Annotated in this window: 9 protein-coding genes; 8 read left to right on the top strand and 1 reads right to left on the bottom strand. The window is 72.5% G+C overall.

Features of this window, described 5'->3' with window-relative positions:
* Positions 1–213: 213 nt before the first annotated feature.
* A complete protein-coding gene (locus tag F9C11_RS28010; RefSeq protein WP_409180344.1) occupies positions 214–1407 on the bottom strand; it encodes a cytochrome P450 in 1194 nt (397 codons plus the stop codon).
* A gap of 567 nt (positions 1408–1974) precedes the next feature.
* On the opposite strand from F9C11_RS28010, the gene F9C11_RS28005 reads away from it, so the two are divergent.
* From F9C11_RS28005 to F9C11_RS27970, 8 genes are all read left to right on the top strand, one after another.
* Positions 1975–2979: a streptomycin biosynthesis protein gene (locus tag F9C11_RS28005; RefSeq protein ID WP_409180343.1), complete on the top strand. Its 1005-nt coding sequence runs from the start codon at positions 1975–1977 to the stop codon at positions 2977–2979.
* Between the two features lie 95 nt (positions 2980–3074).
* Positions 3075–4088: an NAD-dependent epimerase/dehydratase family protein gene (locus F9C11_RS28000; protein ID WP_409180342.1), complete on the top strand. Its 1014-nt coding sequence runs from the start codon at positions 3075–3077 to the stop codon at positions 4086–4088.
* A gap of 415 nt (positions 4089–4503) precedes the next feature.
* Positions 4504–6192: a prenyltransferase/squalene oxidase repeat-containing protein gene (locus F9C11_RS27995; protein ID WP_409180341.1), complete on the top strand. Its 1689-nt coding sequence runs from the start codon at positions 4504–4506 to the stop codon at positions 6190–6192.
* On the top strand, positions 6189–7529 hold the full coding sequence (locus F9C11_RS27990) for a cytochrome P450 (RefSeq protein ID WP_409180340.1): 1341 nt from the start codon (positions 6189–6191) through the stop codon (positions 7527–7529). The genes F9C11_RS27995 and F9C11_RS27990 overlap by 4 nt, the downstream gene beginning before the upstream one ends.
* Positions 7526–8713, top strand: coding sequence for a cytochrome P450 (locus F9C11_RS27985; RefSeq protein WP_409180339.1), 1188 nt, complete (start codon positions 7526–7528; stop codon positions 8711–8713). The genes F9C11_RS27990 and F9C11_RS27985 overlap by 4 nt, the downstream gene beginning before the upstream one ends.
* Positions 8714–8717: 4 nt before the next feature.
* Positions 8718–9962: a cytochrome P450 gene (locus F9C11_RS27980; RefSeq protein WP_409180338.1), complete on the top strand. Its 1245-nt coding sequence runs from the start codon at positions 8718–8720 to the stop codon at positions 9960–9962.
* Entirely contained in the window at positions 9962–11128 is a 1167-nt protein-coding gene (locus tag F9C11_RS27975) for a nucleotide disphospho-sugar-binding domain-containing protein (RefSeq protein ID WP_409180337.1), read from the top strand. The genes F9C11_RS27980 and F9C11_RS27975 overlap by 1 nt, the downstream gene beginning before the upstream one ends.
* Positions 11125–12339: a cytochrome P450 gene (locus tag F9C11_RS27970; protein ID WP_409180336.1), complete on the top strand. Its 1215-nt coding sequence runs from the start codon at positions 11125–11127 to the stop codon at positions 12337–12339. Before F9C11_RS27975 ends, F9C11_RS27970 begins: the two co-directional genes overlap by 4 nt.
* Positions 12340–12354 lie beyond the last annotated feature (15 nt).

The raw sequence follows: 12354 nt of genomic DNA, 5'->3' as shown, positions 1-12354 counted from the left end.
GATTCTGCTCCGGGCGAAGCGTCGGCACGTATGCCTTTCGTCGCGAAACGATTTGCGCGGACGGCATGCGTGCCGACAATGCGTTTCGGCCGGGTCACGACAGCCGGGCGGCGAAGAGGGGTTTTTGGCACCCGGCGAAAAGCGGCCGCGCAGCGCATGAACACCCGGCGGCCACCACGCCCCTCTCACACGCCGGCTCCGGCGAAGGTGTCCTCACCACCGCACCAGCACCCGCTCCAGCCCGCCGACCACCAGGCCTTCCCGCACCCCCAGCTCCGAGGGCGGCTCCGCCAGCTCCAGCGAAGGCAGCCTCCGCGCCAGCACCCGCAGCACGGCGTGCAGTTCGACCCGGGCGAGCGCCTGGCCGACGCAGACCTGCGGCCCGACGCCGAACGCGAGATGCGAGTTCGGGGTGCGGCCCAGATCCATCCGGTCGGCGTCGGCGAAGGCGCGCTCGTCCCGGTTGGCCGCGCCGACGCTGCACACCACCATCGAACCGGCGGGAAGGGTGCGGCCCGCGACCTCGATTTCGACGGAGAGGTACCGCGGCACGCCGAAGCCCGGATTGGCGTCGAAGCGCAGCGCCTCCTCGACGGCGGTGCGGACGAGGCCCGGTTCGGCGCGCAGCCGCGCCCAGCGGTCGGGTTCGGCGAGCAGCAGCGCGGCCGTTTTGCCGATCATGCCCGCCGTCGTCTCGTACCCGGCGACCAGCAGGCCCTGGCTGGTGCCGATCAGGACCTCCTCGGGAAGCTGCTCGCCGAACCCGTCGGCGAACCGGATGAACTCGCTGAGCAGATCGTCGCCGGGCGCGGCGCGTTTGGCGGCGATGTGCGCCGCGAAATAGGCGGCGAACTCCGCCTGCGCGGCGTCGATCTCGGCCTGGGTGAAGCGGGTCATCGCGAGCATGGTGTCCGACCAGTGCGCGAACCGGTCCCGGTCGGCGTCCGGCACCCCCAGCTGGTCGCAGATCACCCATCTCGGCAGCGGAAAACCCAGTGCCCGCAGCAGGTCCGCGGGCGCCCCGCGCTCGATCATCGCGTCCACGAGGGAGTCGGCCATCGCCTCGATCCTCGGCCGCAGGGCCCGCACGCGTTTCGGCGTGAACCCCCGGCTGATCATCTGGCGCCAGCGGTGGTGCAGTTCGTCTTCCGTCAGCTTCTCCCCGAAGACGCCGCCGCCCTCGTTCGCGGTGACCCGCGCGGCGCCCGCGCCCGCGGGGTGCCGGGTGAACCGGGAGTCGGACAGCACCCGCCGCACGTCCTCGTACCGCGTGAGCAGCCAGGCCCGGTCCCCGCTGGGCAGCCGCACCTCCGCCACCGGCTCCTCCGCCCGCAGCGCCGCCCATTCCGGCGGCGGGCTCAGCGCGTCGGGAAGGCGGAACGGGTAGGCGGGCGCGTCGTCGCTCATCGTGGACTCCCGAAATCGGCTCGGCTGCTCGAAATCCGCTGGGCTTTCGCCTGGAACGGTTGAGGACGATAACGCCTGGGGCCGGGTCGGCGCATCCCCGGAATTGTCGCTCCCCGCCCGTTATTCCGGCAAAGGCCAGCACGGAATATTCTGCTCCGCGAGGCCGTCAATTGGCTGGACGACAATTCCCTGACGGGGAGCGACGCGGGGTCACCTGTCCGGGTCTCCGTGCCGCCGGAATCCCGCCGCGTCCGCACGGAAACGGTTGTCCCGGAGCGAGTTCCCGCCGCGCGCACCGCCCGCGAATATCACCCGGAAGACTGCCTTCGCCGAACCCAAAATCACCGTAACCCCTGTTCAGAGGGCATCCCGCGAATCGTTTTTCCGGAGGCGTCGACCGGGCGTGGACTTTTCGCCCGCTCCGCCGAACGCGCCGGGCGGAACACCCGATCTCGGGAAAAGTCCCCCGAGGGGTTGTTGTTTGTCGGGCTCCTCCTCAATTGTTGAGATCACCGCCGGCGGCGAACGCCCCCGGCAAGCGACCGCGCACGGAAGGGTGGGCACCGGATGGACCGCGAACCTCGCGAGGCAGCTCCGCACGCCGACCCGCCGTCGATCTGGCGCAGCTACAACGCGGACGGGGTGTCCCCGGAACTGGTGCCGGTGCAGGCGCTGCGGCCGGGAGACTCGCTGCGGGTCGCCGGGGTGGACGACGAGCACGCGGGCGTGCTGGCGAAGCTGGACGTCCGGCTGCCGCCGATCATCGTGCACCGGCCGACCATGCGGGTGATCGACGGGGCGCACCGGCTGCGCGCCGCCGAACTCGGCTCTCGCCAGCTCATCGAGGCGCGGTTCTTCGACGGCGACGCCCGCGACGCGTTCGTGCTCGCGGTGGAGGCGAACACGGCCAACGGCCTGCCGCTGTCGCTGACCGACCGCAAGGCGGCGGCGGGACGCATCATCCTGAGCCACCCCGCGCGGTCGGACCGGTGGATCGCGCAGGTCACCGGGCTGGCCGCGACCACCGTCGGCGCGATCCGCAGGTGTTCGAGTGTCGAGGACGCACGGTCGAACGCGCGGGTCGGCCGGGACGGCAGGCTGCGCCCGCTCGACAGTTCGGCGGGCAGGCGGCTGGCCGGGGAGCTGATGCGGGCCGATCCGGCGCGGTCGCTGCGCGACATCGCCCGGGCCGCGGGCATCGCTCCCTCCACCGTGCTCGACGTGCGCAACCGGCTGGAGCTGGGCCAGTCGCTGGTGCCGGTCCAGCGGACGGGCGGGCCCCGGCCGGGGCGCCGCCCGGAGCCAGGGCCCGAGCCCGACCCGGCGGCGACTATGCAGACCCTGCGCCGGGATCCGTCGCTGCGGTTCAGCGAGGCGGGCCGGGCGCTGCTGCGCTGGCTGGACGCGCACGTCCTCGCCAGCCAGGCCACCATGCCGCCGACGGACGGCATCCCGCGGCATTGCCTCGGCACGGTCGCGGACCTGGCCCGGCAGAACGCCCGGTTCTGGGCCGCGTTCGGCGAGCAGATCGACCCCTTGCGGCACAACGGCCCGCAGGCCGAGCGCGCCTGACCGCACGGCGCGCGCCCTGGTGTCCCGCGACGACCGCCGGCCGGTCCGCCGCCGGACGTCCGCACCCAGCCCGAAGCCCAGATCGGAAATTTCGCATGCAGCGCACCGACTCCGCCCGCGTGGCTCTGGTCACCGGCGGCCACGGCTTCATCGGCACGCATTTGACTGCCGGCCTGGCGCGGCGGGGGTTTCGCGTGGTCGCCGCCGACCGGACCGCCTCGCCGGACGAGCGGGTCGAGTCCGCCCGCCTGGACGTCACGTCGTTCGCCGAATGCCTCGAGCTGGTCCGCGAGGTGCGGCCGCACGTGGTGTTCCACCTCGCCGCGTTCTCGACGGTCGACTCGGCGTTCAGCGATCCGCACGCCTCGCTGGCCACGAACATCGGCGGGACGGCGAACATGCTCGAAGCGGCGCGGGCGGTCCGCGGCGGCCTCGCCCGGTTCGTGCTGGCCTCGACGGACAAGGTCTACGGCGAGCTGTGCGGCGACGCGTACGTGGAGACTTCGCGGCTGGACGCCCGCGGCGTCTACGACGTGGGCAAGATGGCCGCCGACCACCTCGTGCGGCTCTACGGCGGCGAATTCGGCCTGCCGGTCGCGATCCTGCGGCTGTGCAACGTCTTCGGGCCGGGCGACCCGCACACCGCGTCGCGGATCGTGCCGCGGACGCTGAGCAGGATCTTCGCCGCCGCGGGGCCGCTGCCGCCGGTGGTCTACGAGGGATCTATGGCGCACGGCCGCGACTACGTCTACGTGACGGACGTGGTCCGGGCGCTCGCGACGCTCGCTTTCGACCCCCGGGCGTGCGGCGAGAGTTTCAACATGGTCCCTGCCGCGCATCGCGCCACGCTCGACCTGGTGGCGGAAATGATCGAGCGGTCCGGGGAAGCGTGCGAACCGCACGACCGGGACCGGGCGGACGCCATTCGCAAGAACGGCTACGAAGTGATTCCCGGGGCCGGACTTCCCCGCGCGCTGGAAAAACAGCACTGCGACGGGCGGAAACTGGGCGCGCTGGGCTTTTCCAATCAGGTCTCGATGGCCGAAGGACTGCGCCGCACCATCAGCTCGTTCCTGCACCGCGGGCCGGTCCGGGGTCGAACACGCTGATCGCTTGCCGCCCGCGACGGGCGTGGTTACGTTCAGGAAACACGGCCGGAGAACTGCGTTTTCCGAACGGATTCCCGGACCCCGAACCCTCGTATCGGAGGATCGCAGCAATGGCGGCACTCGGCCGACGACCGGTTTCCGGCACTGCCGGAAACGAGACGCGCGGGCAGGCTCCCGAGCGCGGTCAGGAAATGGCTTTCGCCGCTTTCTCCCGGACCCACGGGAAATATCGGGACCGCCGGACATCGCGGCGGAATCCCCGCCTGACGCCCTGGCGAAACCCGCGCCTGCTTCGGGGAGAACGCGGCTGTCCGGCGGTGCTCTCCCGTCGCCAGGACGGCGACACCTATCGGATCGTCGCCGCGGCGCGCTGAATTTCGCGGCAACGCTTCATCACACGGGAAGGCGGAGCGGGTTGGACGTCCAAGAGCTTCAGGCACGAGCGGAGAAGGCCGCCGAACGCGCGATCGCGAACCTGTACGACCGGCAACGGGAGGACGGGTCCTGGGTGGACCGGTTGTCGTCCTCCGCGATCTCCACCGCGCTCGGCGCGCTTTCGCTCAACCGCGCCGATCCGGTCGGCTACCGCGACCGCGTCGACGCGGCTGTCCGGTGGCTGCGCGCCTACCAGCGCGGCGACGGGGGCTGGGCGATGGCCGACGCCGAGTGGCCGAGCAGCCCGGGGATGACCGCGTTCGGACTGGCGGCGTTGCACGAGATCGACCCGGAGGGCGCGTCCGACGCGATCGCACGGGCGCGCGCTTTTCTCGACGACAACGACGCGGTGAACGTCGTCCCCGGTCTGTCCGGCGAGGCGCCGAAGACGTGGCCCGCCGCGCTGCCGACCATCTGGGCGCTGACCGGCCTGCGCGACTTCGAGCGGCAGCCGGATCTGCCGGTCGAGACAGTGCTGGTGCCGCGCCGGTGGCGCAACAAGGTGTCCATCGCGCTGCCCGCCGTGCTCGGCCTCGGGATCATGCAAAGCCGGACGATGAAGCACGGCCTTGCCCGCAGGCTTTCCGGCCGGATCGCGGAGCCGAAGGCGCTGGACTGGCTGCGGGAGGTGTCCGGGACCAACGGCGGCATCGAAGAGTGCCCGATGATCGCCGGCTTCGTCTACCTCGGCCTGCGGCGGGCCGGCGTCGGCATCGACCTGCAGCTGGCGTCGCTGCACTATCTGCTGCAGACCCAGCGCGAGGACGGCTCGTGGGCCATCGACCGGGACCTGGAAATCTCGGTCACCGCCTACGCGGTCATGGCGCTCGGCGAATTCCGGGACCCGGCGGACGATCCGGCGCTGCGCGGGACCCGGGAATGGCTGCTGCGCAACCAGTGGACCAAGCCGTTCCGCCAGTTCGGGATCCCGCCGGGCGGCTGGGGCTGGGCCAATCCGTCGGGCTGGCCGGAATCCGAGGACACGGCCGTCGTGCTCGGCGCGCTGGCCGACCTCGGCGTGCCCCGCACGCACCCGGCGGTCCAGCTCGGAATCCAGTGGCTGCTGAAAATGCAGAACCGCGACGGCTCGTGGTCGGAGTGGGTGCGGGACACCCACCTGATGAACGACCGGCCGTGTCCCGGCGTCACCGCGCACGCGGTACTGGCCCTGCGGCGATTCGGTCTGCCGGACTCCCCCGGCTCGGCTCTCGCGCGCGCCCGCGAGTACTTGCGGGGCCATCAGGGCAACGACGGTTCGATCGCCTCGGTGTGGTTCCGCGACAACACGCACGGCACCAGCAGGCTGCTGGAGGTGTTCGCCGGCGACGGCCGCTCCCCCGCCGCCGCGGCGGCCCGGAAGTGGTTGCTGGCCAACCAGGCCGGCGACGGCGGCTGGCCGCTGCGGCACGAGCTTCCGCCGAAGGGCAGCACCGCGGAGGAGACAGCCTGGGCGCTGTTCGCGCTGCTGGCCGACGGCGAGGACCCGGGCGGCCCCGCCGTGCTGCGGGCCGTGGAGTGGCTGGTGAACCACCAGGACGACCAGGGCACGTGGCGGCCCGGCAACGTCGGGCTGTACTTCGACGACCTCTGCTACACCGACGACCTGATCGCGCACACGTTCGCGCTGCGCGGCCTCGGCCGGTGGCTCAAGACGATGGCCGCCCGATGACCGAACCGCGCTCACGACGGCGCCGGTCCGCCGCACCGGCGCGCCGGTCCCTGCCGCCGGGACCGCGGCTGCCGGCGCTTGTGCAGACCCTGATGTGGGCGGCGGCCCCGGTGCGGTTCGGCCAATCCTGCCTCCGGCGGTACGGTCCCCTGTTCACCGCGCGCATCCTCGGGTTCGGCGAGGTCGTCTACGTCTGCGAGCCGGACGGCATCCGCCGGATCCTGCGCGACGACGCCGGTTCGTTCGGCGCGGCCGCGGCGAACGAACCGATCGAGTTCGTGGTCGGCCGCCACTCGCTGCTGACGTCCGACGGAGCCCGGCACGCCAGCCGCCGCAAGGAGCTGATGCCGCCGCTGCACGGCGACAACGTCGCCGCGTACGTCGAGGTGATGGTGTCCATTGTGGAGCAGGAGATCCGGCGATGGCCCGCCGGGCGCACGGTCCGGCTGCTCGACTGTTTCCAGCGGGTCACCCTGGAAGTGATGATCCGCGCGGTCTTCGGCATCACCGACTCGTCCCGGCTGGACCGGCTGCGCGTGCTGGTTCCGCGCCTGCTCGCCCTCAACCCGCTGCTCATCCTGCTGCCCGCGCTGCGCAGGAGTTTCGGCGGATTCGGGCCGTGGGCGGCGTTCCAGCGGCTGCTGAGCGAGGTCGACGGGATCGTCTACGCCGAGATCGCCGACCGGCGAGCAGCGGGCCCGGCCGCCGACGGCCGCGACGTGCTCTCGATTCTTCTCGCCCGCCAAGGCGAACCGGTCTCCGACGAGGAGCTCCGCGACCATCTCGTCACGCTGCTCGCGGTGGGCCAGGAGACGACGGCGACCCAGCTCGCGTGGTTCTTCGAACGCGCGCTGCGGGCCCCCGGCGCGCTCGGCCGGATCAGCGGCGCGGACCCGAAGGTGCTCGACGCGGCCATCCACGAGGCGATCCGCACGCGTCCGGCCACTTTGGACGTGGGCCGGATCGCGACCCGGCCGTGGCGGCACGGCGGATGGGAGTTCCCGGCCGGGACGATGTTCGCGGTGTCGCTCGGCCTGCTGCACCTGTCCGCGGACCTGCATCCCCGGCCCGAGGTCTACTCGATCGGCCGGTTCTACCCCGCCGGACCGCCGAGCGCGCACTTCCTGCCGTTCGGCGGCGGCACGCACCGGTGTCTCGGCGCGTCGCTGGCGATGGTCGAGATGCGCACGATCATCAGCGCGGTCCTGCGGCACGTCCGGCTGGAACTCGTGCGCACCGCGCCGGAAGCGGTCGCGCCGAAGGGGCCGATGCTCGTCCCGCGCCGGGGCGCGGAGGCGGTCGTCGCGGAGAACCGCCTGCGGGAGGGCCGGGGATGAGGACCTCGACCGTGGTGTTCCCGTTCCCGCGCGCGTCCGGATTGGACCTGGAACCGGAATACCGGCTCCTGCAGCGATCCGACCCGGTCAGCCGGGTCGAGTTCCCGTACGGCGAGCCGGCCTGGCTGGTCACCCGGTACGCCGACGTCCGCACGGTGCTGACCGATCCCCGGTTCTCCCGCGCCGCTTCGCTGGAGCGCGACGTCCCCCGGGTCACCGAAGAGAACTTCTCCGGCGGCATCGTCGCGATGGACCCGCCGGACCACACCCGGCTCCGCTCGGTCTGCCGGCGAGCGTTCACCCCCAAGACCGTGGGGCGGTTGCGCGAGCGGGCCACGGCGATCGCCGCCGAGCTGATCGGCAACGCGGGCGAGGAATTCGACGGCGTCGAGGAGTTCGCGGTGCCGTTCACCCTGAAGATGATCTGCGAACTGCTCGGCGTGCCCTACGCCGAGCGCGGGTCGTTTCGCGAGTGGGCCGAAGCGGGGCTGGCCACCACCGCGATCTCCGAGGAGCAGCGGCTGGCCGCGACCGGGAAGATGTGGGACTTCGTCGTCGCGCTGGTGGCGCGGCGGCGGCAGCGGCCGCGGGACGATCTGATCTCGGCGATGCTCGCGGCGCAGGCGGAAACCGGCGACATCACCGACGACGAGCTGGTGATCGTGGTGATGACCGTGCTCGTGGCCGGGTACGAGACCACGTCCGCCCAGCTGCCGAACTTCCTGTACCTGCTGCTGTCCGACCGCGCCCGGTTCCGGGCGCTGGCGGCCGACCCGCGGCTGATCCCGTCCGCGGTCGAGGAGCTGATGCGCTACGTGCCGCTGGAGGCCAACGGCACGACCCCGCGCTACGCGGTCGAAGACGTCGTGCTGAGCGGGACGCTGATCGAGGCGGGTTCGCCGGTCGTGCCCGCGTCCGCGGCCGCCAACCGGGACCCGGACGTCTTCGCCGACCCCGACCGGCTCGACTTCGCCCGCTCCCCCAATCCGCACCTCGGGTTCGGGGCCGGCGCGCACTTCTGCCTCGGCGCGCCGCTGGCCCGGCTGGAACTGCGGGTGGCGCTGGAGGTGCTGACCTCGGCCGCGCCGGGGCTGCGGCTGGCGCGCGGGGAGGCGGGGATCGTCTGGAAGACCGGGATGCTCGTGCGCGGCCCGTCCCGGCTCGCGCTGACCGAGAGGACGTGAACCGATGCCCCACCGCGGCGCCGAAACGCCCGCCCCGCCCGCCACCTCCCGGCAGCCGCCGCCGGTCGAACGGTTCCGGCCGGCCGATCTCGACGGCGTCGATTGGCGAAAGCTGCGCGCCACCTGCCCGGTGTCCCCGGCGGAAGCACCGGACGGAACGCGGGTCTGGCTGGTCAGCCGCTACCCGGACATCCGCAAGGTGCTGGGCGGCCCGGCCTTCAGCGTGTCGCCGATCGACCCGGAGCGGGGCGCGGGCACGGCCGAGGCCAACGAGTCGATTTTCCAGGACCCGCCGGAGCACACCCGCCTGCGCGGTCTGGTGGCAGGCCCGTTCGCGATCGGCCGCGTCGAGCGGTACCGGGACTCCGTACGGGCCACCGCCGGCCGGTTGCTTGCCGCGATGGCCGGACGAGCCGACGTGATGGCGGACTTCGCCAAACCGCTCACGATGAACGTCATCTCCGAGGTGGTCGGCGTGCCGGAGCCGGACCGGGCGATGTTCCAGCGGCTGTCCGACCAGCTGCTCGTGCCGGTTTCGGAGGCCCACGGCGTGGTCGCGCTCGAAGGCTGGAAGCAGCTCAACGACTACGTGCGCGAGCTGATCGCGCACCGGCGCCGCACGCGCGGGACCGACGGCGGCGACCTGCTCGCCCACCTCGTCCGGGCCCAGCGGGACCAAGCCGCGGTGGACGACGTCGAACTCGCCACGATGGTGCTCGGCCTGCCGGTCGCCGGGTATGTCAGCACCGCCAACGCGATCGCGGTGGCCGTGCGCTACCTGCTGGAGTTCGGATGGCTGGCCCGGCTGCGCGCCGAGCCGGACCTGTGCCCTCAGTTCGTTGAGGAGGTGCTGCGCGTCCAGTCCGGCGACAACGGCGAGTCGATGCCGCGGTTCGCCGCGAAGGACGTGCGGATCGGCGACGTCACCGTCGGCAAGGGCGACATGGTGGTGGCCCCGCTCGTGGCGGCCAACCGGGACGAGGACCTGTTCGCCGACCCCGACGTGTTCGACCCGCGGCGGCCGGGTCTGGCCAGGCACCTCGCGTTCGGCTTCGGCATCCACCGCTGTCTCGGGGCCAATCTCGCCCGGCTCGAACTGCGGGTCGCCGTCGACGCGCTGATCGGGTGCGGGCTGGACTTCCGGATGCTGGAGGACTGGAAAGCCGTGCCGTGGAAGGTGAACATGCTGGGCGACCGGTTCCCGGAACGGATGCCGGTCGAGGTGCGCGCCGCGGACGGGGGCTCCTGATGGGGCGGCAGGTGCTGTTCGCGTCCGTTCCGGCGTGGGGGCACGTCTATCCGGTGCTGGCGGGGCTCGCCGAGCTGGTTCGGCGGGGCCATCGCGTGCGCTGTCTCGCGTCCGGGAGTTTCGCGGCCGAGATCGGCAAGGTCGCCGAGACAGTGCCGTACGAGTCGCCGATGGACTCCGCGCAGGCGGACCTGGCCGACCTGGGCAAGGTGCTGCCGTTGCTGCTCGAGGAGACGCGGGCGTCCTACGCGGCGCTCGACAGCGCCGTCCGCGCGCATCGGCCGGACGTGCTCGTGGCGGACGTGCTCGCGACGTCGGGATGGCTGCTCGGCCGGGCGCGCGGGATCCCGGTGGTCCGCACCTGGCCCGTTTTCGCGTCGAACTCCGAGTTCTCGCTGCATCAGGACTACCGGTCGCGAACGGACACCAGCGAGTCGATGTCCGCGTTCTTCGGCGCGGTGGCGGAGTTCCTGCGGGAGATCGGCCTCGCGTCCGAGGTGTCGCCGGAGGAGTTCTTCGACAACGAGGCCGAACGCAACCTCGTGCTGTTCCCGCGCGAGATCCAGCCGCGCGGGGAGACGTTCGGCTCGCGGTTCACCTTCATCACGCCGTGCTTCCGGCCCGCCGAGCAGTCGCCGGAACTGGCGTGGCTGCGCGAAGCCCGGCCGCTCGCGGTGGTTTCGCTCGGCACGGTCTTCACCGACAACATCGGCTTCTTCCGCACCTGCGTCGAAGGGGCCGACCGGCTCGGCTGGCACACCGCCGCCGCGCTGGGGTCGAAGGTCTCCCCGGCCGCCGTCGGACCGGTGTCCGACCGGGTGCTGCTGCGGGCGAGGCTGCCGATGATCGACGCCCTGCGGCACGCGTCGGCCGCGATCACCCACGGCGGGCTGACGAGCACGCTGGAGGCGCTGGCCCAAGGGGTTCCGGTGCTGATCGCGCCGCAGATCGGCGAGCAGCGCGGGGTCGCGGACCGGGTCGAGGCGCTCGGCCTCGGCGTCCGGCTGGCGGAGCCGTTCACCGCCGACCAGCTGGCGGACGTGCTCAAACGCGTCGCCGACGACGCGGACCTGGCGCGGCGGCTGGCCCGGTTCGCGCACCGGCTGCGCGGCGGACGCGGCCCCGAGGAGTTCGCCGACGCGGTCGAGGCGGCGTTTCCGGCATGACTGAAGCGAAGGAGGCCGCGGACGTGCGGCGAGAACTGGCCGAACCCCTGCCGGACTACCCGTTCGAACGCGATTCGGTCATCGACCCCTCGCCCGCGCTGGCCCGGCTGCGCGAAGCCGCGCCGATCCGGAAAGTCCGCACCGCGGGCGGAAACGAAGCCTGGCTGGTCACTCGCTACGCCGACGTGCGCGAGGTGCTGAACCACCCGGCGTTCGGCACCCAGTACCCGGGCGTGCTCCCCGCCGCGGACGAAAACAATCTCGCCGCCGGGTTCATGTTCCTCAAGGACCCGCCCGAGCACACCCGGTTGCGGCGGAGCGTGAGCCGGGCGTTCACCGCTCGCCGGATCTCCGGGATGCGCGAGCGCGCGCAGGAGGTCGCCGACGGCTTGGCGACCGCGATGCTCGCCCGGGGCGGGGTGGTCGACGTGCAGGAGGCGTTCGCCTACCCGCTGCCCATCGCGATCGTCAGCGACCTGCTGGGCATCCCGGAAGCGGACCGCACGCGGTTCCGCGGCTGGGCGGACGTCGTGCTCCGTTCGGCCGGCGGGTCCGAGGAGGACCTCGGGACGGCTTTCGCCGACCTGCAACGGTTCGTGCTCGACCTGGTCGCGGCGAAGCCGGACGGCGGAGACCTGCTCAGCGACCTCGCCCGGCAGGCGGGCGAACCGGACGGGCTGAGCAGGCTGGAAATCTCCTCGATGGCGATGGGCCTGCTGATGGCCGGGTACGTCACGACCGCCTCGGCCATCGCGCACGGCCTGCTCCGGCTCTTCGGGAACCCGCCGGTGCTGCGCGGGATCCGGACCGGCGAGCTGGACCTCGTCGTCGTCGTCGAGGAACTGCTGCGGCTGCAGGACGAGGAGGTGGGCATCCAGCGGATCGCCCAGTCCGATGTGGACATCTGCGGGGTGCGGATCTCCCTTGGCGAGACGGTCATCGCGTCCCGGGCCGGGGCCAACCGCGATCCGGCGGAGTTCGCCGCCGCCGAGGCGATCGTCCCGGACGCCGCGCGCAGCCCGCACCTGGCGTTCGGCCACGGCATCCACCACTGCCTCGGCTCGGCGCTCGCCCGGATGGAGCTGACCGTCGCGCTCGGCACCCTGTTCTCCCGGATCCCCGGCCTCCGGCCCGCCGGTCCGCCGCACGAGGTGCGGTGGCGGGCCGAGGGCATGGACGTCAGCATCGAGCGGCTTCCCGTCACCTGGTGAACCCGCGTCGCCACG

The sequence above is a fragment of the Amycolatopsis sp. VS8301801F10 genome, from assembly GCF_046195355.1.
Lineage (GTDB): Bacteria > Actinomycetota > Actinomycetes > Mycobacteriales > Pseudonocardiaceae > Amycolatopsis.
This window is presented reverse-complemented; position numbering and strand designations above follow the sequence as displayed.